14 protein-coding genes are annotated in these 25,416 nt (G+C 74.6%); 12 read left to right on the top strand and 2 right to left on the bottom strand.

The genetic code is table 11. From position 1 onward, the window contains the following. The first annotated feature begins 14 nt into the window (after positions 1-14). The 12 genes from ACRAKJ_RS13505 (at position 15) to ACRAKJ_RS13450 (ending at position 22,557) form a co-directional block, all read left to right on the top strand. A complete protein-coding gene (locus tag ACRAKJ_RS13505; protein ID WP_438922745.1) occupies positions 15-3,143 on the top strand; it encodes an amino acid adenylation domain-containing protein in 3,129 nt (1,042 codons plus the stop codon). Then, positions 3,140-6,181, top strand: coding sequence for a beta-ketoacyl synthase N-terminal-like domain-containing protein (locus tag ACRAKJ_RS13500; RefSeq protein ID WP_438922744.1), 3,042 nt, complete (start codon positions 3,140-3,142; stop codon positions 6,179-6,181). Before ACRAKJ_RS13505 ends, ACRAKJ_RS13500 begins: the two co-directional genes overlap by 4 nt. After that, positions 6,174-7,295 carry a MupA/Atu3671 family FMN-dependent luciferase-like monooxygenase gene (locus ACRAKJ_RS13495; RefSeq protein WP_438922743.1) on the top strand — a complete coding sequence of 374 codons (1,122 nt, stop codon included), beginning with the start codon at positions 6,174-6,176 and terminating at the stop codon, positions 7,293-7,295. The genes ACRAKJ_RS13500 and ACRAKJ_RS13495 overlap by 8 nt, the downstream gene beginning before the upstream one ends. Beyond that, positions 7,292-10,405 carry a condensation domain-containing protein gene (locus ACRAKJ_RS13490; RefSeq protein ID WP_438922742.1) on the top strand — a complete coding sequence of 1,038 codons (3,114 nt, stop codon included), beginning with the start codon at positions 7,292-7,294 and terminating at the stop codon, positions 10,403-10,405. Before ACRAKJ_RS13495 ends, ACRAKJ_RS13490 begins: the two co-directional genes overlap by 4 nt. Beyond that, positions 10,402-11,754 (top strand): MFS transporter, encoded by a 1,353-nt coding sequence (locus tag ACRAKJ_RS13485; protein ID WP_438922741.1) that lies wholly within the window; start codon positions 10,402-10,404, stop codon positions 11,752-11,754. Before ACRAKJ_RS13490 ends, ACRAKJ_RS13485 begins: the two co-directional genes overlap by 4 nt. Then, positions 11,751-12,599, top strand: a complete 849-nt coding sequence (locus ACRAKJ_RS13480; protein ID WP_438922740.1) for an SDR family oxidoreductase — start codon at positions 11,751-11,753, stop codon at positions 12,597-12,599. Before ACRAKJ_RS13485 ends, ACRAKJ_RS13480 begins: the two co-directional genes overlap by 4 nt. Before the next feature lie 5 nt (positions 12,600-12,604). Then, on the top strand, positions 12,605-13,942 hold the full coding sequence (locus ACRAKJ_RS13475; protein ID WP_438922739.1) for a condensation domain-containing protein: 1,338 nt from the start codon (positions 12,605-12,607) through the stop codon (positions 13,940-13,942). Then, the gene (locus ACRAKJ_RS13470; protein WP_438922738.1) at positions 13,939-14,631 is read left to right on the top strand and encodes an alpha/beta fold hydrolase; all 693 of its coding nucleotides are present in this window, start codon (positions 13,939-13,941) and stop codon (positions 14,629-14,631) included. Before ACRAKJ_RS13475 ends, ACRAKJ_RS13470 begins: the two co-directional genes overlap by 4 nt. After that, positions 14,628-16,043 carry a serine hydroxymethyltransferase gene (locus ACRAKJ_RS13465; RefSeq protein WP_438922737.1) on the top strand — a complete coding sequence of 472 codons (1,416 nt, stop codon included), beginning with the start codon at positions 14,628-14,630 and terminating at the stop codon, positions 16,041-16,043. Before ACRAKJ_RS13470 ends, ACRAKJ_RS13465 begins: the two co-directional genes overlap by 4 nt. A 23-nt stretch (positions 16,044-16,066) precedes the next feature. Next, positions 16,067-18,463 (top strand): amino acid adenylation domain-containing protein, encoded by a 2,397-nt coding sequence (locus ACRAKJ_RS13460; protein WP_438922736.1) that lies wholly within the window; start codon positions 16,067-16,069, stop codon positions 18,461-18,463. Positions 18,464-18,615: 152 nt separating this feature from the next. Beyond that, positions 18,616-21,777: an amino acid adenylation domain-containing protein gene (locus tag ACRAKJ_RS13455; protein ID WP_438922735.1), complete on the top strand. Its 3,162-nt coding sequence runs from the start codon at positions 18,616-18,618 to the stop codon at positions 21,775-21,777. Between the two features lie 75 nt (positions 21,778-21,852). Further along, positions 21,853-22,557 (top strand): alpha/beta fold hydrolase, encoded by a 705-nt coding sequence (locus tag ACRAKJ_RS13450; RefSeq protein WP_438922734.1) that lies wholly within the window; start codon positions 21,853-21,855, stop codon positions 22,555-22,557. An 81-nt stretch (positions 22,558-22,638) separates the two neighbouring features. Here the strand turns inward: ACRAKJ_RS13450 and ACRAKJ_RS13445 are convergent, their stop codons facing one another. Continuing rightward, positions 22,639-24,210, bottom strand: a complete 1,572-nt coding sequence (locus tag ACRAKJ_RS13445) for an amino acid adenylation domain-containing protein (RefSeq protein WP_447008956.1) — start codon at positions 24,208-24,210, stop codon at positions 22,639-22,641. Continuing rightward, a complete protein-coding gene (locus ACRAKJ_RS13440) occupies positions 24,210-25,331 on the bottom strand; it encodes an NAD-dependent epimerase/dehydratase family protein (protein WP_438920378.1) in 1,122 nt (373 codons plus the stop codon). Before ACRAKJ_RS13440 ends, ACRAKJ_RS13445 begins: the two co-directional genes overlap by 1 nt. Positions 25,332-25,416 lie beyond the last annotated feature (85 nt).

Below are 25,416 nucleotides of genomic sequence, written 5' to 3'. Positions count from 1 at the left end.
GGAACAGCCCGGGCGTGGACGGGGACACCGCGGTGCTGCCGCTCACCCCGAGCCAGTGCGACCTGTACGCGGCCGACCGGAGCGCCGAGGACCCCGCCACGTACAACTCCGCGCTGTTCCTGCGCGTCGACGGCGCCCTCGACCCGGACTCCCTGCGCGCCCGGCTGGACGAGGTGCTCGCCGCCCACCCGTTGCTGGGCGCGCGGGTGGCGGAACACCACGATCGACTGGTGTTCGCCCCGGCCCGCAGGCCCCCGAAGCTGTTCGTCGCCGACGCCCCGGTCGACCCGGACGGGCCACTCGCCCGAGCCCGCCTGCGCCGGGAGGCGCTGCGCCCGTTCGACCTCGACAACGGGCCCCTGCTGCGCGTCGTCCTGGTCAGGCACGGCTCCCGGACCGCACACCTGTGCCTGACGGTCCATCACCTGCTCGTGGACGAAACGTCCATGGCGGTGCTCGCCGAGTGGCTGCTCGGTGACGTGCCCGACGTCCCAGGCGAATCCTTCGCGCAGTGGTCCCGGGGAGAGCACGAACTGCCGCCCGAGCGGCTCGGACGGGCCGCCGACCTCGCCCGTGACCTCGCTCCCGGGGTGTCCGCCGCTCTGGAGTGGGCCCGCACCCCCGGTGCTCCTGCGGCCGGACCGGCCCCGGCCGGGTCTTCCGGCACGGTGCCCTTGCTGATCCCCGACGCGGTGTGGGACGCCGCGGGCGAACTGGCGACCGGACTCGGCCTCACCCGCCACTCCCTGGTGCTCGCCGCCGCCGGGTTGGTGCTGAGCCGCAACAGCGCGACCGCCCGACCCGTGCTCGGCACCACCGTCTCCCGCCGCGCCCCTCGCCACACGACCGCCATCGGCTACTTCAGCGCCACCGTGCCGGTGCCGCTGGACACCGGCGGCACCCGAACCGTGGCCGACTACCTGCGCCAGGCCCACAGGTCCGCCATGTCCGCCTACCGGAACGCCGACCTGCCGCTGTCGGCGGTGCTGCCCCCCGCCGACCGCGCCGGCCTGTCCCTGGTCGTCGTCCCCTGCCGGACGCTGCCCGACATCACCACGCCGGAACTGACGGCGCGCCCCCTGCCGGACCCCGGGTTCGGACCGGCCCAGTTCCCGATCGCCCTCTACCTCCGGCAAGACCTCGGCGGCGAGCAGCGCGGCCTGCTGCGCCACCGGCCGACCGAGGTGGACACCGCCGGGGCCACCGGCTTCTGCCGCCAACTGGAGGCCACGCTCACCGCCATGGTCGAGAACCCGAACGCCCCCCTCTCCACCGTCCCCGCGACCGACCGCGTCGTCACCGCCGGACCGCTGCTCGCGGACACCGCCGGGACCGACCTCGTCTCGCTCTTCGCCGAGCAGGTCACGCGGTTGTCCGGCCGCACCGCGGTCAGCTGCGGGGAGCAGCGGCTGAGCTACCTCGAACTCGACGAACGCGCCACCGCGCTCGCCCGGTCCCTGGCCGAGTCGGGTGTGCGCGCCGGTGACCGGGTGGGTGTCTGCCTGCACCACGGCACCGACCTGGTCGTCGCCCTCCTCGCGGTGCTCAAGGCCGGTGCCGCCTACGTGCCCCTCAGCCCCGACCACCCGCGCGAACGGCTGGCGTTCATCGTCGAGGACACCGGCATCACCACCGCCGTGACCGACCGCGACCCGGCACTGCTGCCGCCGCACGTGGAACTGCTCCCCGTCGACGCCACGCCCGCCGACCCCGGGACCCCGTTGCCCGGACCGGACCAGGAGCGGGTCGCCTACGTCATCCACACCTCCGGCTCCACCGGCACCCCCAAGGGGGTCCTGGTGCGGCACCGCAACGTCGTCGCGCTGCTGGCCGCCGCGGCCGGCCCGGACGGGTTCGGCTTCACCGAGCAGGACACCTGGTCCCTCTTCCACTCCTTCGCCTTCGACTTCTCCGTCTGGGAGGTGTGGGGGTGCCTGCTGACCGGTGGCCACCTGGTCGTCGTACCGCACTGGACGGCCCGCGACCCGGAGGCTTTCCACGCCCTGCTCGCCGCCGAACGCGTCACCGTGCTCAACCAGACCCCCTCCGCGTTCACGCAGCTCCTCACCGCGGACGCGACCGCACCGGACCCGCTCTCCGTCCGCCTGCTGATCTTCGGCGGTGAACCGCTCGACCCGCGGGTGCTGCTGCCCTGGATGGACCGCCACCCGGAGCGGACCTGCCGCGTGGTCAACATGTACGGCATCACCGAGACCACCGTGCACTGCACGTGGCGCGACCTGGTCCGGGCGGACGCCCTCGCCGGAACCCGATCGGTGGGACTCCCCCTGCCGGGGTGGCGGCTGTACGTCCTGGACGAGGAGAGGCGCCCGGTGGCCCCGGGGGTCCCCGGCGAGATCCACGTCGCGGGGAGCGGTGTCACCGCCGGCTACCTCAACCGGCCCGAACTCACCGCCGAGCGCTTCCTGCCCGGAAGCCTCGCCGGACTCCCGGAGGAGGTCCTCTACCGCTCCGGCGACCGCGGCCGGGTGCTGCCGAACGGAGAACTGGAACACCTGGGCCGACTCGACGACCAGGTCAAGATCCGCGGCCACCGCATCGAGCCCGGCGAGATCCGCGGCGCGCTCCTGGCCCACCCCGCCGTCACCGCGGCCGCGGCGGTCGTCCGCGACGCCCACGACGCGGCCACCGCGCGGATGGACGCCTACGTGGTCGGCCCCGGCACCGCTCCCGACCTCGCGGAGCTGCGCCGGTGGCTGGCCGCGAGCCTGCCCGCGCACATGCTGCCCGCGACCCTCACCGCGGTGCCGTCGCTGCCGCTGACCGTCAACGGGAAGCTGGACGCGACCCGACTGCCCCCACCCGCGCACGGTCACGACACCGACCCCCCGAGCGCGACCACCGACGCCGGCCCGGACGTGCCTCCCGAGGAGCCGGCAGACGCCGCGAGCCTGCTGGCCCAGGTGTGGCAGCAGCTCCTCGGCGTCCCCGTGCGACGCGACGACAACTTCTTCGAGCTGGGCGGGAACTCGCTGCTGGCGGTGCGCCTCAACGCGCTCCAGCGCTCCAACGGCTTCCGCGGTTCCCAGCTCAAGCACATATTCCGCAACCCGACCCCGCGCCGCCTCGCGGACGTCATCGGTCCGCCCTCCGACGGGCGCCCCCGTCAGGAGGAAGCGTGAGCGAGAACGGCCACGACGAGCACCCCGGTACGGTCGCGGAGGGGAGGGACGCCGTCGCCGTCGTCGGCATGTCCCTGCGAGTGCCCGGCAGCGCGGACCCCGGGACCTTCTGGGCGGCGATCGCCGACGGGGTCGTCTCCCTGCCGGCGGCCACCGCGCCCGGCGACCGACTGCGCGCGGGGCAGATCGACCGGTTCGACCGGTTCGACGCCGAGCTGTTCGGCATGCTGCCCTCCCAGGCCGCGGCCACCGACCCTCAGCACCGGGTCCTCACCGAAGTGGCCTGGCAGGCCCTGGAGGACGCCGGGATCGACCCCGAACGCACCCCGGGCCGCATCGGGGTGTTCGTCGGGTGCGGCAGCGAGACGTACTACCGCGACCACGTCCTCAAGGACGAGAAGATCCTGCGCGCGCTCGGCGCCGAACAGCTCGCCCTCGGGAACTCCCGCGACTTCCTCGCCACCGGCCTGGCCTACCGGCTCGGCCTGACCGGCCCCGCCATCACCGTGCAGACCGCCTGCTCCACCTCCCTGGTCGCGGTCCACCAGGCGATCCGCAGCCTGCTCACCTACGAGTGCGACATCGCGATAGCCGGCGGGGCCACGGTGCACCTCGACGCGGAGCAGGGCTACGCGTTCGCCGAGGGCGGCGTCACCTCGCCCGACGGCCGGTGCCGCGCGTTCACCGAGGACGCGGCGGGGACCGTGCCCTCCAGCGGAGCCGGCATCGTGGTGCTGCGCCGGGTCTCCGACCTGCCCGGCACCGGCGAGAGCGCCCGCGCGCACCTGCTGGGCAGTGCCGTCAACAACGACGGCGCCGCCCGCATGAGCCTCACCGCGCCGAGCCCGCAGGGCCAGGCCGACGTCCTGCGCGAGGCACTGGCCGTCGCCGGGCTGGAACCGCGCGACGTCGGCTACGTCGAGACCCACGGCACCGGCACGACCCTCGGCGACCAGGTCGAGCTCGCGGCACTGGCCGAGGTCTACGGGCAACGACCCGCCGGTTCCGTCCTCACGCTGGGGGCGGTGAAGCCGAGCATCGGCCACTGCGACTCGGCGGCCGGCGTCATCGGCCTGATCAAGGCGGTCCTCGCGGTCGAGGCGGGCGTCCTGCCGCCGACCCCGTCCCAACCCGGCGACGGCCCCGACGTGGAGCTGGGCTGCGCCTCCTTCGAACTGCCCCGCACCGCCCGGCCCTGGCCCGCCGACCGGCCCCGCACCGCGGGGGTCAGCTCGTTCGGGCTCGGCGGCACCAACTGCCACGTACTGCTGTCCGCGGCACCCCGGACCACCGGTCCGGTCGGGCACGACCCGGCGGGGCGGGGCGCGCACCACCTCGTCGTGCTGTCCGCAGCCACCCCCGAGGCCCTCCGGAACAAGGCTCGCGACCTGGCCGCGTGGCTCGACGGTGACGGCGCCGAACTCCCCCTGGGCGAGATCACCGGCACTCTGCGGCACCACCGCAAGGCGCTGCCCGAGCGGTGGGCGACCGTCCTGCCCGCCGACCCCGCCGAGGCCCGCGACCGCCTGGTGGCCGAACTGACCGCGGCGGCCGGCAACGGCGGACGCCGCGCCGTGACCGCTCCGTCGCTCGCCGCCGTGCTGCCCGGCCAGGGCGTCGACCTGGCCGGCGCGGGAGCGGGCCTCGCCGCCGGGGACGACCGGTTCGCCGCCGACCTGGCCGAACTCGCCGCCGAGGTGCGCCGGGCCGGCGGACCCGACCTGGCAGACGCCCGGACCTGGCCCGCCGACGACCCGCGCCTGGTCGACACCACCTTCGTCCAGCCCCTGTTGTTCGTCCTCGGACTGGCCGGCCTGCGCCAGGCCGAGCGGCACGGCCTCACCCCGGGGTTGCTGCTCGGCCACAGCGTCGGCGAGCTGACCGCGGCCGCCCACGCGGGTGTCTTCTCCACCGCCGACGCGGCAGCCGCCATCGTGCGCCGAGGACACCTGATGGCCACCGCGGAGCCCGGCGCGATGACCGCCGTGCGCGCCGGAGAGGACACCGCGGTACGGCTCGCGGCCGGCCTGGAGGTCGACGTGTGCGTGCTCAACGGGCTGGACAACACCGTCTGCGGCGGCCCCGAAGCCGATCTGGCCGCCTTCGAAGCGCGCTGCGGCGAGGCCGGGATCCGCACCAAGCGCCTGCCGATCGCCCACGCCGCCCATTCGCGCTCGATGGTCGGCCCCGCGGAGGAGTTCGAGGCGTTCGTCGCCTCCCTGTCCCTGTCGACGCCCGCGGTCCCCATCGTCTCCGGGCTCACCGGGTCGCTGCTCACCGCGGCCCAGGCGGTCGACCCGGCCTACTGGGGACGCCAGATGAGCAACCCGGTCCGCTTCACCGACGCGGTCACCACGCTGCTCGAAGCCCGCCCGGACACCGTCCTCGGCCTGCACCGGGCCCACGCGGCCACCGCGGAGATCCGCCGGGCGGCCCTGGCCGCGCAGCACGACATCCCCGTCGTCGACGCGTCGGACCGCCGCGGCTCGGACGAGACCGCCGAATGGCACGGCGCCTTGGCGGTGCTGTGGACAGCGGGTCACCCGCTGGCCGACCCGCCACGGCCCGCACGCGCCGTGGCGCTGCCGCCCTACCCCTTCGCCGACAACCGCCACTGGGTGGAGGCTCCGGCGCCCCAGGCCCCCGAGGTCCACCCCTCGGCCGTCGCGACCCCGACGGACCCGGTCCCCGTGGCCGACGGCGCCGACCCGTTCCCGGCCGCCGGTGCGGAGCGGTCCGGAGGAACGTCGACGGCCGACGCCGTCCGCGGCATCTGGCAGGAGGCGTTCGGCGTCACCGAACTGCGGCCGCAGGACAACTTCTTCGACCTCGGTGGCACCTCCTTGCACGCCGCCCACCTGGTCAGCGTCGTCAACGACGCCCTCGTGGTGGGGATCCGGCTCCAGGACCTCTACGAGAACTCCTCCCTCGCCGGGTTCACGGCCCGGACCGAAGAACTCGTCGCGGAACGCGACGACGAGGCCCTGTTGCGCCTGTTGGCGGAGATCGAGAACGAGAACGGGCAGGACCATGAGTGATCTCTCCGCGCGCCTCGACGCGCTGACCCCGGAACAGCGGCGCAGGCTGGGCGCGGGTCTGCGAACCCAGCGCGCCGAGCAGGCGCAGGCCCCGGTCGCACTGCCCGAACACCTGCGCCGCAGCCTCTACTTCTTCGCCAGCGCCGACCACGCCGACGCCAGTGCCTACTACGCCTTCGTCCTGGAAGCCGCCGCCGAGGCCGACGCGGCGGGCCAGCACGCCGTGTGGTTCCCGGAGCGGCACTTCGTCGACTTCGGCGGTTTCTCGCCCAACCCGGCGCTGCTGGCCGCCGCGGTCGCCACCCGCACCCGCACCATCCGCATCCACGCGGGCAGCGTGGCCGCCCCGCTGCACCACCCGGCCCGCATCGCCGAGGATTGGGCGGTCGTGGACGGTCTCTCCGGCGGTCGTGTCGGCCTCTCCTTCGGCAGCGGCTGGCACCCGGACGACTTCGCCCTCGCCCGGGACGACTACCGGGAACGGCGCGAGGTCACCGGCCGCACCATCGAGGACGTGCGCGCCCTGTGGCGCGGCGAGACCCTGCCGTACCCGTCCACCGCGGGCACCACGACCCAGGCGTCGACCCGCCCCCGGCCCGTCCAGGAGGAGCTGCCGGTGTGGCTCACCGCCACCGGCACACCCGGGACCTTCGTCACCGCCGCCCGGGCCGGCTACGGGGTGGCGACCGCGCTCCTGGGGCAGACGTTGCCCGCCCTGAGGGAGAACATCGCCCGCTACCGGCAGGAGTGGCGGGACGCCGGGCACACCGGCGAGGGCGACGTCGTGGTCATGACGCACGCGTACGTCAGCGACCGGCCGGACCTGGAGGACTTCCTCCGCCCGGCCATGCACGCCTACCTGCGGTCCTTCCGCAAGCAGACGGGGGAAAGCGACGAGTTCGTGCTCCTGGAGAACGCCTACCTGGACTTCCTGACCGGTCCCTCGCTGCTCGGCAGCCCGGCCAAGGCCCGCGCCGTCCTCGCCGAGCTGGCCGCGGCCGGCGCCGACGAGGTCGGCTGCCTGATCGACTTCGGGCTCCCGGCCGGCGACGTCCTGGAGTCGCTGCCCACCCTGTTCCACCTCGGTGCCGCGGCCGTGGGGAGGCCCGCGTGAACACCCCCGCCGACCAGCGGCTGACGGCCCGGCTCGCCCGGCTCACCCCCGCTCAGCGCGCGGCGCTCACCGATCGGCTCGCCACCAGCCACGGCCCGGTGCTGCGGCCCAGGCCGGGTCCGCGGGACCGGTTCCCGCTCGGCCTGGACCAGGAACGCCTGTGGGTCCTCGACCAGCTCGACCCGGGAACCACCACCTACACCCTCGGCTACGGGCTGCGCGTGCTCGGAGCCTTCGACCCGGACCTCTTCAGCCGCGCCGCGGACAGCCTGGTGAGCCGCCACGACCTGCTGCGCTCCGGGGCCGAGGCCGAGGACGGCCGCCCCTACCTGCGAGTGCACCCCGACCGGCGGGCGGACCTCAGCTACACCGACCTGACGGCCGCCGACACCACCGCCGCGCCCGCCGACGAGGTCGAGCGGCGCCGTCGGGAGTTCATCGCCGCACAGGTCCGCCGCCCGTTCGCCCTCGCCACCGACCCGGTGCTGCGCCTCGCGGTGGCCAAGGTCGCCGAGGGCGACCACCAGGTCGTGGAAACCATGCCGCACTCGTTCGTCGACCAGTGGTCGTACGTGCGCCTCAACGAAGAACTCCTGGAGCACTACCGGGCCCTCGCCGAGGGGCGCGCGCCTCGCCTCGCCGAGATGCCGGTGCAGTTCGGCGACTGGGCCCACTGGCAGCGCGAGTACTTCGCCGGTCCGCGGGGCGCCCGCCACCGGGACTTCTGGCGCACGTTCCTGGACGGCGTCCCCGAGCACCTCGCCCTGCCCTACGACCGCAGCCCCGACACCTCCGACCACGCAGGCGAGCACCACAGCTTCATCCTCGACGGGGCCGTCGCCGAATCCTTCTTCCGCCGCGCGCGGGAGGTCCGCACCACCCCGGCCACGGCGATGACCGCCGCGTACGCCGCGCTGTTGTACGAGCGCACCGGGCAGCGCGACCTGGTGATCGGCATCCCCACCGCCACCCGCGGCGAGCCGGGGGCGGCACCGCTGATCGGGTTCCTGCTGACCAGCATCCCGCTGCGGATCCGGCTGCCCGAGGACCCCACCCCGCTGGACGTGCTCGCGGCCACGGCCGCTGCCGCCGCCGCCGTGGCCGACCACCGCGAAGTGCCCTTCGGCGAGATCGTCGAGGCCACCGCCCCCGGCCGGTCCGCCACCCGGTACCCGCTGCTGCAGACCATGCTGGTGCAGTTGGACCTCGACGACTCGCGGTCCCTGGAGCTCCCCGGTGCCGAGGTGTACGCCAACGCCGTGCCCGAGGGCGTCTCCACCATGGACCTGACCACCGCCTGGTGGCGGGTGGGGGAGGTCGTCTACGGACGCATCGAGTACCGGACGGCGCTGTTCGACCACGCCACCGTCGCCGCCATGGCCGACCGCCTGCTCCAGCTCGTCGAGCAGTTCGCGGAACGCCCCGACGAGCCGCTGCGGCGGCCCGCTCCGCCGCCGCAGGCGCCACCGCCCCCCCTGCTCGGCCACGGTGCCGAAGCCGGCACGGTCGCCGGCGGACCCGTCGACGCGGCGATCCTGGACCGGGTCACCGCCGCGTGGGTCCACGTGCTCGGCGTCGAACGCGCCGACCCCGAAGCGGTGTTCTTCACCAGTGGCGGCACCTCGCTGCTCGCCGTCCGGCTCGCCCACCGGTTGCGCGGCGACGACCTCACCGTCACCCTCAAGGACGTCTTCACCCATCCGACCCCGGCCGGACTCGCCCGCGTCCTCGGCACGCGCCGCGATGCCCCGGCGGACCGCGCGCCGGTCCCACCGGCCGGGCCCCTCGGCCCCGAGCAGGAGATGCTCCTGAGCCGCGGGCTGTCCCGGGTGGAGGACCTCTCGCACAGCCACGTCCTCACCGCGGACCGCCACCTGGACCCGGAGCGCCTGCGCCGGGCGGCCCGGGAGGTGGTCCGCGCCCACCCGACGCTGACCACCACCGTGCGCCCCGACGGCGTCCTCGGCACCCGGCTCGTGCCCGGCGCGGACTGGCACTGGTCGGTGGAGCCCGCCGGCACCGACCCGGAGCGGGTGGTGGACGCCCAGCGGGCGGGCTTCGACCGCGTCACCGGGCCGCTGTTCGCCGTCAGCCTCCTGCCCGGAGCGCCCGACGAGGCGGACCGCGTCGTCCTCAGCGCGAACCACCTGGTCGTCGACGGCATGTCCTGGGACATCCTCATCGCCGACCTGGCCGCCGCCTACCGGGGCCGGCCGCTCGTGGCCGAACGCGCCGGGTACGCCGAACACGCCGCCGTCGTACGGGCACTGGACCCGGCGCCGCACGCCGGGTACTGGCGGGCCCAGCTGAGCGGCACCGGCCACTACCGCTGGCGCCTGGACGGCCCCAACACCTACGCCGGTGAGCGGTCGCTGGAGGTGTCGGTACCGCTGCCGCCCGGCGGCCACGGCACGCTGCGGGCCGCCGCGCTCACCTCCGTCGCCCGCGCGCTGCGGCGCTGGGCACCGCACGACCGGCCGTCGGTGTGGCTGATCGGCCTGGGCCGCGACCCGCTGGCCGCGCTGCCCGACTGGGACCCGGACCGGGCCGTCGGGTTCTACTCGGCCGCCCACCCCTTCCTGGTGCCGCTCACCGGCGGCCCGGCCCGGGACGACCTGCGGGCCACGGCCGCCGCGCTGCGCGGGGTACCCGATTCCGGCAAGACGTTCGGCATGCTGGCCTGCGCCGCCGACCCCGACCTGCGCGCGGAGTTCGCCGCACTGGAACGGCCCCGGGTGATCGTGAACCACCTGGGCGAGCTGGCCGCCCCCGTCGACGGTTCGCACGGCCCCTTCACCGCCTCGACGCAGACCGCCGCCCGCGGCAACGCCGAGGTGGAGCGCGACGTGGACGTGGACGTGGCGGTCGGGGTGCACGACGGCCGCGCCGTGCTGCGCTGGCTGTACAACCCCGACGCCGTCGACCCGGTCGCGGTCCGCACGGCCGCCGAGGCGGCAGCCCGCGAGTTGCGCGGCTTGTTCGAGGCGGCGCAGCAGGACCGAGTCCCGGTCGACGTCCCCGGCACGACAGGGGTCACCGGGGAAACCATGGAACGTCTCTTCGCACGGCTCAGCCGAGAGCGCCGCGGACGACAGGGGGAACAGGCATGACCGAGAGCACCACGACGGCCCTCCGGCACCGCAGCCCGCTCGTGTTCCTGCTGATGGCCCAGTACCTGTCGGCCTTCGGCAACGCCATCACGATCGTGACGGTCCCCCTGTACGTCCTGCACACCACCGGCTCGGCCGTCACCACCGGTCTCGCCGGGTTCATCGGCGCCCTGCCGCTGATCTTCGCGGGCGCTGTCGGCGGCGTCCTGGTCGACCGGTTCGGCGGGCGCAGGCTGAGCGTGCTGTCCGACCTCTCCGCGGGCATCCTGGTGCTGCTCATACCGCTCCTGGACGCCACCGCGGGGCTGCCCATCCCGCTGCTGCTCGCCCTGCTGTTCGCCCGCACGATCGTGGCGACCCCTGCCACCGCCGCCCGGATGACGCTCCTCAAGCCCGTCATCCAAGGCGCCGGGGCCCGGCTGGAGAGCGTGAACTCCTGGTACCAGGCAGCCCCCCGGCTCGGTCTGGTGGCCGGAGCACCCCTGGCCGGCGTGCTGATCGCGGCGAGCGGCTCGGCCGTCGGCATGTACGTCGACGCCGCGACCTTCCTCGTCGCCGCCGCGCTGGTCGCCTTCGCGGTACCGGTCGCCGAGAACAAGAAGTCCCGGGACGACCTGGCGGCCGGGCCCGGCTTCTTCGGCCAGCTGCGCGAAGGCGTGGCGCTCGTCCGCACGATGCCGGTGATCGGCGCGATGACCGCCTTCGTCGTCGTCACCAACTTCCTCGACGACGCCTTCACCCCGCTGTTCCTGCCGGTCTACGCCCAGGACGTCCTGCACAACAGCGCGGCCATGGGGTGGTTCCTCGGCGCCGTCGGCGTCGGCGCCATCGTCGGCACCTTCCTGTACGGCCCGGCCAGCCGGAACATCCTGTCCAACCGCCGCTACACCCTGTTCGGTTGCTTCGCGGCGGTGGCCGTGCTGCGGCTGATGCTCTACTTCGAGCCCGGCGCCGTCGGGGTGACGGTGATCTGCTTCCTGGTCGGGGTGGCCGGCGGACCGCTCAACCCGATGCTCTCGACGGTCATGCTCGAACGCGTCCCCGAGGAACTGCGCGGCCGGGTCTTCGGCCTCACCGGTGCCATGGCCCTCACCTCCGCCCCGCTCGGTGTGCTGACCGCCGGCTGGCTGGTGGACCTGGCCGGGCTGCGCGTGCCGATGCTCTGCTTCGCCCTCGTCTACCTCGTCCTGATCGCCGTCAGCTGGCGGTGGCCCGGCCTGCGCGCCATGGACGAGCGGCCGGGCACCGGAGGGGACCGGGACGGGCCCGCCGCGCCGGAGCAGGACGCGCGGATCGCGCCCGACACGGACCCGGAGCCCACGGCGGGCAGGGGGGCGACGGTCCGATGACCGCAGCGCACCAGTCCGTCGGCGTCCTCGAAGGACGCACAGCGGTGATCACCGGCGCCGCGCGGGGCGCGGGGCGCGCCTGCGCGCTGGCCTTCGCGGCCCAGGGCGCGGACCTGGTCCTGCTCGACGTGGCCGCCCCGGTGCCCGGCGTCCCCTACCCGATGGGCACCGCGAGCCAGCTCGACCACACCGCCGACGCCTGCCGCCGCCACGGCGCCGACGTCCTCACCGCGGCCGTCGATGTCCGGGACCTCGATGCCCTGACCGAGCTGCGTGAGCGGACCCACGACCGGTTCGGCGCGCCGCACGTGCTCGTCAACAACGCGGGCATAGTGGCCCCCTCCGGCCGGCCGGTGCACGAGACGTCGGAGGCGGACTGGCAGCTGATGGTGGACGTCGACCTCGGCGGCGCCTGGCGCGCCACCAAGGTGTTCGCCCCCGCCATGGTGGAACGCCGCTCCGGGGCGATCGTCAACATCGCCTCCACCGCGGGCCTGGTGGGCTACCGCAACTTCGCCGGGTACGTCGCGGCCAAGCACGGACTGGTCGGCCTCACCAAGGCCAGTGCCCTCGACTACGCCTCGTACGGCGTGCGCGTCAACGCGGTGTGCCCCGGCAACATCCGGGACGAACCCGCCATGGAGGGGCGGATGCTCTCCGAGGTCGCCCGGGCGCTCGACGTCCCGCCGGCCGAGCACGAGGAACTGTTCACCGCCGACCAGCCGATGCACAGGCTGGTCGAGCCGGCCGACGTGGCGGCCGCCGCGCTCTGGCTCGCCTGCGACGCCTCCCAACGCGTCACCGGCACCACCCTGACCGTCGACGCGGGCTATTCGGCCCGGTGACGCCCGTGGACACCCCCTCAACGCCCCGTGCCGAACCGCGCGCCGCCTCGGCGACGGAACGCCAGTTCTGGTTCGCCGAGCGCATCGCCCCCGGCGCACCCGCCTGGAGGGTGCTCAGCACCGTGCGCGTCGAAGGCTCCCCGGACCCGACGGCACTCGCCGCGGCAGCGGCACGGGTGGTCACCCGCCACCCGGTGCTGCGGTCGGTCTTCACGCCCGAGGCGGGGGAACTGCGGTGCACGACCGTGCCGCCCGTCGAACCGCCGCTGCTGGAACTCCCCCCGGGCACCGACTTCGACGCCGCCGCCCACGAGCTGGCCCGGACCGGGCTCCTGGACCCCTCCACCGGACGCCACGTCGTCCTCGCGCTCGCCGAGGACGCGCAGGACGCCCCCGGCGCCACCCTGTACGTCCTCACGCACCACCTCGTGTACGACGGGCTGTCCCACGAGGTGTTCACCGCCGACCTCGCCCGGGCCTACGCCCGCGTCGTCGCCGGGGAACCCGAACCGCCGCCGCCCGCCCACCCGGCCCCGCGACCGCCGGACGCCGGACGCCGGGCCGAGCTCGCCGCCTACTGGCGGACGGCGCTCGACGGCGTGCCCGACCTGCCGGGGGACCGCGACGGCCCGACCCAGCGCGAGCTCGCCCGGGCCGAGCTGCACCGCCGTGCCGTCCGGTTCCCCGACGGGGCGGGCGCCGCGGCGCGCGAGACGGGCCGGCGCCTCGCCTGCCCCCCGTTCGCCGTGTTGCTCACTGCGTACGCCCAGGCCCTGCACGACCTGTGCGGGGCCGAGGACTTCTGCATCGGCACCCCGGTGTCCACCCGGACCCCGGACCTCGCGGACGTCATCGGCTGCCTGCTGACCACGTTGCCGGTGCGTGTGCGGCGGCCCGCCGGACCCGCCGCCTGCGAGCGCACCTGGAGGACCGTCACCGACGGTCTGCTCCACATGGACCTGCCGCAGGACGACCTGATCCGCGCGGTGCGCACCCGTCCGGGGCGCCGCATGCCGCTGTACCAGGCCCTGTTCGCGTACGAGAGCTGGCCGCGCCCCGTCCACGCCGCCGGAGGGGTCCGCATGCACACCGAACCCGTGGTGCCGCTCGGCGGGCAGGCCGAGGTCCTGTTCCAGCTGAACGAGCTGCCCGGCCACCGTCTCGGGGGAATGCTGCAAGCCCCGGCCGGCAGCCCCTGGGCAGGGCGGTTGGCAAGGCTGTCGGCCGCCGTCCGGCACCGGCTCGCCCTGCTGACCGGAGCGGAGGGGCGGCACACCGCCGCGGCCCCTCCCGGACCGTTCCGGCCCGCACCCGCGACAACGACCGAGGAGAGCGCCCGATGACGCGAGTGATGTGCCTGCCGTACGCCGGAGCGGGCGCGGGTGTCTACCGCCCTTGGAAGGCCCTGAGCACCGGCAGGGCGCGCGCCACACCCGTTCAGCTCCCGGGACGGGAGGAGGAGTTCTCCCGCCCCTGCTACGCCTCCTTCCACGAGTGCGTCACCGACCTCTCCCGCCGCGTCGCGGAAGCCGCCGCCGGGGAACCCTTCGCGATCTTCGGCCACAGCTTCGGCGGGCTGCTCGCCTTCGAGACCGCCCGCCACCTGTACGACACCGGGGGGCCGCTGCCCGAGCGGCTGATCGTCAGCGGCACGCGCAGCCCCCGCCACCGCGGTTACACCGGTCTCAGCACCGACGACGACGAGGCCGTCAGATCGCTGAAGCAGGACAGCCTGCGCGGCTTCGAGGCACTCGACCACCCCGAACTGCGCGCCCTGCTGCTGCCCGTGCTGCGCGCCGACGCACGGCTCCTGCAGCAGTACAGCGACTACCGGCCCGAGGTGCTCGACCCCCTGCCGATCCCCCTCACCGCGCTGCGCGGCGCATCCGACACGGTGGCCTCCGCGGAAGGGGTCGCCGACTGGAAGACCTTCACCACCGAGGACTACGTCGAAGTGGAGATGCCCGGCGGGCACCTCTACCTGCTGGACTCCATGCCGGAGCTGTGGCGCGTCATCGAGGAGCAGCTGTGACCCTGGCCGACCTCCCCCCGAACCTGCGCGGGGCGAAATACGGGCAGGCCGGCCTCACCCATGCGGGGCTGGGCGAGCTGCACCGCGAGGACCCCGAACTCGCGGGCCTCCTCGACGCGGAGGTCCGCCACCAGGACACCACCCTGGCGATGATCGCGTCCGCCAGCATCGCCGCGCCCTCCGTCCTCGCCGCGAGCGGGTCCGCGCTGTCGAACGTCACCGCCGAGGGCTACCCCGGCGCCCGCTACCACCCCGGCGCGGTCAACTTCGACGAGGTCGAACGGCTCGCCGTGCGGCGCGCCAAGGCCCTGTTCGGGGCGCGCTACGCCAACGTCCAGCCGCACTCGTGCTCCTCCGCCAACCTCGCCGTGCTGGCCGCCCTCGTGCCGCCCGGCGGCACCCTGCTCGGTCTCGACCTGGACGCCGGCGGCCACCTCACCCACGGCTCCCCCGCTTCGGTCACCGGACGGCACTACCGGGCCGTGCACTACGGCCTCGACGCGAGCGGCCGGATCGACTACCGCCGCGTCGCCGAACTCGCCGCCGAACACCGCCCCACCGTGCTGATCGCCGGTGCCAGCGCCTACTCCCGGACCCTCGACTTCGCCCGCTTCCGGGAGATCGCCGACTCGGTCGGCGCCTACCTCCTGGCCGACATCTCGCACATCTCGGGCCTGGTCGCCGCCAACGAGCACCCCAGCCCCGTCGACCACGCGCACATCACCACGACCAGCACCTACAAGCAACTCGGCGGACCGCGGGGCGGGCTCATCCTCAGCGGTCGCGACCACCGGGCCCCCGGTCCCGACGGGCGCACCCCGCTGGACCAGCTGATGCAGCGGGCCGTCTTCCCGCAGCACCAGGGCACCCCCGCCCCCGCGTCGATCGCCGCCAAGGCGCGCGCTTTCGCACTCGCCGCCGAGCCCCTGTTCGCCCGTACCGCGCGGCTCACCGTCTCCGGGGCCCGCGCGCTCGCCGCCGAACTGGCACGCCTGGGCCACGAGGTGCTCACCGGCGGGACCGACAACCACATGGCCCTGATCGACCTGCGCCACAGCCGGCTCACCGGTGTCGTCGCGGAACGGGCGCTGGAGGAGTGCGGGATCCTCGTCAACCGCAACCGCGTCCCGGGCGACGCCCGCCCCCCTCTGATCACCAGCGGCATCCGGCTGGGCTGCAACATCCTCGCCCAGCGCGGCATGGGGCCGGAGCACATGCGCGAGTGCGCGGAGCTGATGCACGCCGTCCTGACCGCGACCACCCCGCTGAGCGACACCGAGTACCGCATCGACCCCTACCGGCGCGTTCGCCTGCGCGAGCACGTCCGGGCGCTGTGCGCCCGCCACCCCCTGCCGCATTCGACCGCCCTGGCCGAAGCCCACAGCGCCCTCCGGACGGGAGCATTCCTGTGAGCCCCGACACCACCACAGTTCCGATGACCTGGCCGGCCGTGCTCATCCGCGCCGACCGACCGCGCCGCGCCGGCGCCGTCCCCCGTGCGACCGGTCTGGTCCGGGACACCCTGGCCGGTGTCGCGCAGGAGGACGGGGCGGCGGCCCACGAACGGCTCACGGCCTGCTTCGCGGCACTGCTGCACCGCCTCACCGGCCAGGACGCGATCGCCCTCGCCACTCCCGACGGCACCATCGGGTACACCGTCGACCCGGACTCCACCGCGGCGGACCTGGCGGCCCGCGGCACCCCCGTGTCGCCCGCCGCCGACCTCGGCACGCCGGTGGTGGCGGTCGCCCACCGCACCGGGTCGCAGGGCACCCCGCCGTTCGAGTGGCACCTCACCCTGAACCGGCAGGGCGACACCTGGACCGCCGAACTGCGCTACGACGAGCGGCTGTTCACGGCGGACACCGCCCGTCGCGTCCTGTCCCACCTGCGCACCCTCACAGCGGGCGCCGTCCGCGCCCCGCGCACACCGGTCTCCCGGCTGGCCCTGCTCACCGCCGAGGAGACGCACCGCGTCCTGACCGAGTGGAACGACACGGCGGCCGACCTGCCGCACGGCACCTGCCTGCACACGGCGTTCGAGGAGAGGACCGCGACCGGCCCCGGCGCACCCGCCGTCGTCGACGGTGCGCGCACCTGGACGTACGGGGAGGTCAACGCGGCCGCCAACCGGCTCGCACACCGGCTCCGGGAAGGGGGCGTGGGGCCCGACGTACGGGTCGGGCTGTGCCTGGAGCGCTCCGCCACCCTGCTCGCCGCCGTGCTGGGCGTCCTGAAGGCCGGTGGCGCCTACGTGCCCCTCGACCCGGACTACCCCGCCCAGCGGCTGAGCGCGATGCTGGACGGCACCTCCTGCGCGGCCGTGGTCACGGACCGGGTCCGGGCTGCCGCGCTGCCCGCCCCGCCACCCGGCACCGACCGACCGGTCGTCCTGGTCGAAGGGCTCCTCGACGGCACCGAGCCCGACCTCGCGGCGCGGCCGGGAACCGACCCCGGACGGATCGCGGGTCCCGACGACCTGTGCTACGTCATCCACACCTCCGGGTCGACGGGCCTGCCCAAACCCATCGCCCTGCGCCACCGCGGCGTGGTGAACAACCTGGCGGACCTCAACTCCCGGTTCGCCGTGGGCCCCTCGGACCGCGTCCTCGCCCTGTCCTCACCGAGCTTCGACATGTCGGTCTACGAATTCCTCGGGATCACCGCGGCCGGCGGCACCGTCGTGGTGCCCGAGGCGGACCGCGCCAAGGACGTGGCGCACTGGGCCCGCCTCTTCGCGCGGCACGACGTCACCGTCTGGAACTCCGCCCCGGCCCTGCTGGAACTGCTCGCGGAACACCTGGAGAACACCGGCGGCACGGCCCTGGGCCGGCTGCGGCTGGTCATGCTCGGGGGCGACTGGGTCCCGGTGTCCTTGCCCGAACGGGTGCGGGCGCTCGCCCCCGACGTCCGCTTCGCGGCCCTCGGCGGTGCCACCGAGGCGTCGATCCACTCCACGATCCACGAGGTCACGGAGACCGACCCGGCCTGGGTCAGCATCCCCTACGGCCGCCCCATGGCCAACCAGCGCGTGTACGTCCTGGACGACGCGTTGCAGCCGGTCCCGCCCGGGGTCGTCGGCGAACTCCACCTGGCCGGCGTCGGTCTGGCCCGCGGCTACCTGGAACGCCCCGACCTCACCGCCGAACGTTTCCTGGACTGGTCCTGCGGTGCCGTGCACGACCGCCTCTACCGGACCGGGGACCTCACCCGCTGGCGCCCGGACGGCGTCCTGGAACTCCTCGGCCGCAAGGACTTCCAGGTCAAGCTGCACGGCCTGCGCGTCGAACTGGGCGAGGTGGAAGCCGTGCTGCGCGCCCACCCCGACGTGAAGGACGCCGTCGTCACGTCCCGGGAGGAACCCCCCGGAACCCGGCGGCTGGTCGGCCACGTCGTCCCCCGCCCCGGTCGGACCCCGCGCCCCGCGGAACTGCGCGCACACCTGGCCGAGGTGCTGCCCTCCTTCATGGTTCCCGCGGCGGTCCTCCTCCTGGACGAGCTGCCCCTCAACCCCAACGGCAAGCTCGACCGCAAGGCCCTCGGCGCCCTCTCGGTGGCCCCCGACGCACCGGGGTCCGGAGCGGCGGCCTTCGAAGCCCCGGTCGGTGCCTGGGAAGAGCACATCGCCGCGGTCTGGCAGGACGTCCTGGACACCGGTCCGGTCGGCCGCGACACCGACTTCTTCGCGCTCGGCGGCGACTCCATGTCCGCGCTGCGCTGCCTGGCCCGCATCGACGACGGCCTGAGCTGGCCCGAGCTGTTCCGCCACCCGACGGTCCGCCGGCTCGCCGCCCACGTCGCCGCCACCGGACGCCCCCCGCTTCCCCGCTGAGCGCCCCCGAATCCCGCGCCCCCCGACTCCCGCGTCCCGCGTCATCCCGCCGAAAGGTGAACCGCGACTTCGCCGTTCTCCGCGACCTCGGCCGCACAACGCCGCGAGACCTCCCGGGGCGGGGAACCCGAGCAGATCGAGAAGGACTCCGAATGCAGAAACCCGCGACCCCGGGGCAGCTCCGCTTCTTCGTGCTCGACGTGCAGCAGCCCCGGCCCGCCATCGTGCACTCCTTGGCCGTTTCCGGAGCGGTGGACATCGACCGGCTGCTGACCGCCGTGCGCGCTGTGCTGCGCGCCCAGCCGGCCTTGCGGGTCTCCCTGCACGTGGAGCCCGAGGGCCTCGTTCAGCGCGTCCACCCGGTGCCCGAGGTCCCGCTCGCCGTGCACCCCCTGCCGGAGGACGAGCAGTCGGCGCACCGGGCCCTCGAACACCACGTGGCCAGGCTCGGCGCCCCCTTCGACCACTCCGGTGCACCGCTGTGCCGGATCACGGTCCTGCACCGCGCCGACCGGGCACACCTGCTCTTCGCCGTGCACCACGGTGTCTTCGACGACGGTTCCGCCCCCGCCCTGCTGTCCTCGCTGACGACCGCCCACGGGCTGGGGCCGGGCGAACTCGCCGACGCCGAGCCGCCCGAGGTCGTCCTGTCCGCCGAACGCCTCGACCTGCTGCGGCGGTTCTGGACGACCACGCTCGAAGAGGCACCGGAGGACTGCGCCCTGCCGCAGCTCACGCCCGGCGCGGACCGCACCCGCGCGTCGCTCACCACGCGGCTGCCCGACACCCTCGTGGACCGGATGTCCCGCCGCGCGGCGGAGACGGGGGCGAGCGCGTTCACCCAGGTGATGAGCGCCCTGGCCTGGGTCGCGGGGTGGTACGGGCGCACCGACGACATCGTCGTCGCCACGGTCAGCGGGGCCGAGCGGGACACCCGCGGCGTCTCGGTCGTCGGTTGTCTGCAGAACACCATCCCGATCCGCGTCGACCTGGCCGGCGCCACCACGGAAGACCTGCTCGACCGCACCCTGGAAGCTCTCTTCGACGCGGTCGAGCACGCTGACCTGCCGATCGAGGACATCCTCGCCGTGACCGGCGCACCGCGCCACCCCGACCGCAAGCCCTTCACCCAGCTGCTGTGCACCCAGGGCGAGCTGCACACCGAGACCGTCGACGCGGCGGGTCTGCGGTGGCGGGTGGAACCGCCCGAGTCCGACCAGGTCGAGTACGACTTGAGCGTCACCCTGCTGCACGCCCCCGACGGCGGGAAGCACCTGGTCGTCGCCCACCCCCGGCCGGCCCTCGACGCCCGCGTCGCGGAGCGCTTCCTGGACCACCTCGTCACGGCCCTCGACGCGCTGACCGCTCCGGAGGCCCGGCCGCTGACCGCGCACGACCTCCTCGGCGCGCGGGAACGCGCCGAACTCGCGGCGCTGACGGGTCCCCCGGTCGCCACCGCGACCGTGCCGGTGCACCACCTCGTCCGGGCCAGGGCGGAGTCCGACCCGGCGGCCGTCGCCGTCCGCAGCGGCACCGGACAACTGGACTACGCCGCCGTGACCGACCGCGTCCGAGCCCTGGCCGCCGCCCTCGTGGCGGCGGGCGTGCGCCCGGGGGACCGGGTCGGGATCCACCTGGACAGCTCACCGGACCTGGTCGTCGCGGTCCTGGCCACCTGGTGGGCGGGTGCCGCCTACGTGCCGCTGGACCCCGACCACCCCGCCGAACGGCTGCGCTACGTCCTGCGCGACGCCGAGCCCGCCGCGCTGATCGCCAGGGCCCCCCTGCTGCCCGGCCTGCGGACACTGGCCCCGGACTCCTCCTCACCGGCCCCGGCGAAGTGGCCGGACGTCGCCGCCGACGCCCCCGCGTACGTCATGTACACCTCCGGGTCCACCGGCCGCCCCAAGGGCGCCGTCGTCCGCCACGACAACCTGTGCGCCCTGTTCGCCGCCTTCGACGCCGAGTTCGCCGACGGCCCCGGCGTGGTCCTGGCAGGCACCAGTCCCTCCTTCGACATCAGTCTCGTCGAGCTGGTCTGGCCGCTGACCAACGGCCGCACGGTGCACGTGACCAGCCACCGCACGGTGCTCCAGGACGTACCGGACCCCGACGGCGCGTTCTACCAGTGCACCCCGTCCGCCGCCCGGCTGCACACCGCCTCCCCGCGGGGGCGCGCGTTCCTCGCCCGGCTCGGCGGCCTCCTGGTCGGGGGCGAGCCGCTCGCCGACGACCTCGCCGACGACCTCGCCGGTCTCGTCCCCGGTCCGGTCCTGAACGGCTACGGACCGACGGAGGCCACCGTGTACACCACGCTGTGGCGGGTCGTCCCCGGCGCACCGGTGCACATCGGCCTGCCGCTGCCGGGCGTGCGCTGCCACGTGGTGGACGCGGGCGGCCGTGACCTGCCACCGGGGTGCCCCGGCGACCTGCTGATCTCGGGCACCGGCGTGGGTGACGGCTACTGGCGGCGCCCGGACCTGACCGCCGAGCGCTTCCCCGCACTGCCCCGTGCCGGTGGCGTCACCGGCTACCACAGCGGCGACGTCGTGTCCTTCACCCCCGGCACCGGCCTCAAGTTCCTCCACCGGGCCGACGAACAGGTCAAGATCCTCGGGCAGCGCGTCGAAACCGGGGAGATCGAGACCACGTTGCGCCGGCGTCCCGGCGTCCGGGACGCCGCCGTCGCCCCGCTGCCGGACCACACCGGCGTCATCGCCTTCCTCGTGCGCGAGGACGACCCCGGAGCGGGCCCGTCGCCCCGCCCGCTGCCCGCCGCCGTCGCGGCGGAGCTGCGGCGCGGCACGGCGGACTGGCTCACCGGGGCCATGCTGCCCACCCAGTGGCACGGCGTGGCCGACCTGCCCCGCTCGCCCAACGGCAAGCTCGACCGGCGGGTCCTCGCCGGCTGGGCCGCCGCGAGTGCCGAGGTGGTGGACCCCGCCGCCCCCGCACTGCCCGGGACGGCCGCTGCCGCGGTCCTGCGGTCCTGGGAGCGGGTCCTGGGCGAACCGGTCACCGACACCGGGGCGACCTTCTTCGAACTCGGCGGCACGTCCTCGGGAATACTCCGGGTGTTGACCCTGCTGCGGTCCCGCTACCCCTCGCTGCACGCGGCGGACCTGTTCCGGTACACCAGGGTGCGGACGTTGGCCGGGTTCCTGGACGGCCTCGACGACGCTCGCCCCGACGGTGCCGGGGCTCCCGCCGGTGGAGGGCGGAACCCGGCACCGGCCGACGCACCGAACGGCTCGCAGCGCGGTGCGCGCCGCGCCCGGGCCCTGAGCGGCTGGGCGGGCCGGTCCCGCCGCTGACCACCCCGACGGCTCCCCGTGCCGCAGTCCCCGGGGCGCGCCCCCTCCCTCCTCCCGCACTCCCCTGGAGTCACGATGACGATCGCCGTGATGTGCCTGCCCTACGCCGGAGGTGGGGCCGGGGTCTTCCGGCCGTGGCAGAACCAGCCCGGCCTGCCGTTCCGGGTCGTTCCGGTCCAGCTGCCGGGACGGGACGAGTGGTTCGTCCGGGAACCCTGCACCACCATGGCGGCTGCCGCCCGCGTCTGCGCCGACCAGGTCCGGGAAGCGGCGGGAACCGGTCCGTTCGCCGTGTTCGGGCACAGCTTCGGCGCGCTGCTCGCGTACGAGACGACCCGGCTGCTCGCCGCCGACGGAGCGCGGCTGCCCGAGCGCCTGGTGGTCAGCGGGGCGGCGGCGCCCGACGTGGCCCGCCCCCGGATGGACGGCGCCCTGCTGGACGACGACGCGTTCGTCGCGCGACTGCGCGGGCTCGTGGGCTACGACCACGAAGCCTGGCACGAGCCGGAGCTGCGAGAACTGCTGCTCCCGGCGCTCCGCGCCGACCTGGAGGTCCAGGACGGCTACGCCCCTCCACCCGGCGGCCCGTTGACCGTGCCGGTGAGCGTCCTGCGCGGCACCGAGGACGAACTGGTGCCGTACGAGGACGCGGCTCGCTGGGCCGAGCACACCTCCGCCGAGACCACCGTGGTGGACGTGCCGGGCGGCCACATGTACTTCACCCAGGACTGGCCGCTGTTCTGGAAGACGCTCGGCGCGCTGGTGGAGGCCCCCGGGTGAAGGCCCGCGGCACGCGGGAGGGCCGGTGGGCTCCCGGTTCCGGGAGCCCACCGGCCCTTCGCCCCCGCGCCCGCGCCCGGATCAGTCCCGGGACGCGGCCAGCTGCCGCGCCAGCACCAAGCGGTCCAGCTTGCCGTTGTGGTTCATCGGCAGCTCGGTCCGGTGGGTGAACCGGAGCGGCACCATGTAGCGCGGCAGGCGTTCGGAGAGCGCCTGCCGCAGCTGCGCCACAGACCGGGTGGTTCCGGTGTACGCGGCCTCCAGCCGCGTCTGCCCGTCCTCGCCGCGCAGGGCCACGACCGCGACCTGACCGATACCGTCCTGCTCGCGCAGCACCGCCTCGACCTCACCGATCTCCACCCGCTGGCCCATGACCTTGACCTGCTGGTCGAGCCGCCCCAGGTGCACCAGGACCCCGTCGTCCAGCACCTGCACCAGGTCTCCGGTGCGGTACCAGTGCTCCTCGTCCGGGACGTACCGCCCGGCGGTCTCCACGGGACGCCCCGAGTCGTCCAGGAACCGTCCCCGGTTGTCGTCCTCGTCGAGGTACCCGGCGAACCGCTGCACGCCGCGCAGGCGCAACTCGCCCACGTCGGAGGGCCTGCCCCGATCGTCCACGACCTGGTGGTCGAGATGGGGGTAGACCAGGCCGATGGGCAGGGTGCCGTTGACCGTGCGCGGCCAGTCCTCCACCCGCTCCGGCAGCCGGTACTGCGTCGAGAGGATGGTCAGCTCGGTCGGCCCGTACACGTTCTCCACAACGCTCTGCGACGCGGCCCTGCGCCACGCCCTGGCCTGCTGCACCGTCAGCTGCTCGCCCCCGAACAGGCTCCAGCGCAACGAGGGCATCGAACCGGGGGCGAGACCTCCGGTCAGGTCCGCCATCGTGATCACGGACGGTACCGAGAACCAGTGCGTGATCCCCTCACGGGCCACGAACCGGGCCGGTTTGGGCAGTTCGCTCCGGGGCGGGACGACCAGGGTGGCGCCCGAGCCCCAGGCGCCGAACAGTTCGAGGACGGACGCGTCGAACGCGAGGCCGCTGTTCTGGGCCATCCGGCAGCCGGGCCCGAGCGCGTAGCGGTCGATGACGTACCGCAGGAAGGCGTCGATGCTGCGGTGCGCGACCGGTACGCCCTTGGGGGTGCCGGTGGACCCCGAGGTGAACAGCACGTACGCGGCATCCCCCGCGGGTGCTTCGACCCGGGGCGGTACTTCCCCCACCGCTTCGCCTCGGCGCAGCCGCGCCAGGAGGTCCGCGGACAGGCGGAGGACCGGTACGTCCGGGACCTCCGGCGCCGGGGTGTGGTCGACCAGGCGCAGGTCCAGACCGGAGGCCCGCGCGATGTGCGTCAGCCGTGCCGCGGGGAAGGACGAGTTGAGCGGGACCACGGCCGCGCCCAGGCGCAACGCCGCCAGGCACGCCGCGTAGGTCGACGTGCCCGGCGTCGTCGTCAGGCCCACCCGACGCGGAGCACGACCACCGCACGCGGTCAGGATCTCCTCGGCCAGCTCCACGGCCAGGCCGTCCAGTTCGCGATAGGTCAGCCGTTCCCCGCCGACCTCCAGGGCGACGAGCCCGCCGTGCTCCCGTGCCGACGCGGCGAACCAGTCGTACAGGTCGCGCGGCGCACCGGGTTCCTGTCCGGTCATCAGTCGCCCACCTCGGTCCGCCATGCGCGGAGTACTCCGCGCTCCTTCACCGGGTCGATCCCGAGCACGGCGTCGCCCTGCCGGTAGGGGGTCTCGGACGGGCCGCGCTCGCCCAACCACTCCCAGGTGTCCGCGACCGTCCGGGCCAGCGGGCGGCAGCGCAGCCCGGCGGCGACGGCCTTCGCCGGGGAAGCCGCCCAGGCACCCGCCATGGCGGGCTGCTCCGGCGCCCAGAACGGCATCTCGGTCCAGGGCCCCACGCCCTGGTCCACGAGGAAGTCCTCGGCGACCCACACCGGTCGTGCCCCGGCTCCGGTCACCCGCGCGCACAGGTCCAGCAGCTCACCGAAGGTCGTGGTGCCGTTGGGACCGGTGACCAGGTGCCGCCCGGCGGCGCCCCTCTCCAGCAGGTCGAGACCGAACGCCGCGACGTCCCGGGCGTCGATGAGCTGGACCGGCTGCTCGGCGCGGCCCGGCGCAACGACCTCACCGCCGCGAGCCATGCGCTCCAGCCACCACAGCAGCCGTCCGGGAGTCTCGCGGGGACCTGTGATCAGTCCGGGGTTGAGGACGCAGGTGTCACCTTCGAAGTACTTCTCGACAGCTCGCTCGCACCCTGCCTTGAGCACGTTGCCGGACACCTCGTCAACGGCAGCGTCCGGCGGGCAGGGGTGGCGCGCCGACTGCTCGTCGACGGGGCCGGCGGGCCAGTCGGCGTAGGCGTGGACGGACGACACGAACAGGTAAGCGCCCGCCCTGCCGCTGAGGGCTCGGGCCGACCGCCCGACGGTGCGGGGCTGGGAACCACTGGTGTCGATGACCGCGTCCCACGGTCCCGCGGCGGCGAGGACCTCCAGGTCGGCCGAATCCTCCCGGTCACCCCGAAGATTCTTCGCCCCCCGTATTTCGGGTCCGGATTTTCCTCGGTTGAACAAGGTCAAAGAATGTCCGCGATCGATTGCCTCCTGCGCGAAAGACCATCCGAGGAATATCGAGCCCCCAATGATGAGAATCTTCACCTCCTCATGATCGCATGACCACGAACCCCTGACAAGGACCCGGAATTCAGGTTGCCGCGCACAGCGGGCCGCAAACGAATGCAGATCTTGAAAGGCCGGCATTACCGCGGTCCGGGCTCGATGTCCGGTGCGGCGCGGGCGAAGAAAGCCCCGGCCGGCTCAAGCCGGTACCGGGTCCGCTTGGTCC

Source organism: Saccharothrix sp. DSM 118769 (genome assembly GCF_052936295.1).
This window is presented reverse-complemented; position numbering and strand designations above follow the sequence as displayed.

Excerpts from the sequence above, each read along its gene's own strand:
- ACRAKJ_RS13495 (WP_438922743.1), top strand. The coding sequence starts at position 6,174 with ATGAGTGATCTCTCCGCGCGCCTCGACGCGCTGACCCCGGAACAGCGG.
- ACRAKJ_RS13485 (WP_438922741.1), top strand. The coding sequence starts at position 10,402 with ATGACCGAGAGCACCACGACGGCCCTCCGGCACCGCAGCCCGCTCGTG.
- ACRAKJ_RS13480 (WP_438922740.1), top strand. The coding sequence starts at position 11,751 with ATGACCGCAGCGCACCAGTCCGTCGGCGTCCTCGAAGGACGCACAGCG.
- ACRAKJ_RS13470 (WP_438922738.1), top strand. The coding sequence starts at position 13,939 with ATGACGCGAGTGATGTGCCTGCCGTACGCCGGAGCGGGCGCGGGTGTC.
- ACRAKJ_RS13460 (WP_438922736.1), top strand. The coding sequence starts at position 16,067 with ATGACCTGGCCGGCCGTGCTCATCCGCGCCGACCGACCGCGCCGCGCC.
- ACRAKJ_RS13455 (WP_438922735.1), top strand. The coding sequence starts at position 18,616 with ATGCAGAAACCCGCGACCCCGGGGCAGCTCCGCTTCTTCGTGCTCGAC.
- ACRAKJ_RS13450 (WP_438922734.1), top strand. The coding sequence starts at position 21,853 with ATGACGATCGCCGTGATGTGCCTGCCCTACGCCGGAGGTGGGGCCGGG.
- ACRAKJ_RS13445 (WP_447008956.1), bottom strand. The coding sequence starts at position 24,210 with ATGACCGGACAGGAACCCGGTGCGCCGCGCGACCTGTACGACTGGTTC.
- ACRAKJ_RS13440 (WP_438920378.1), bottom strand. The coding sequence starts at position 25,331 with ATGCCGGCCTTTCAAGATCTGCATTCGTTTGCGGCCCGCTGTGCGCGG.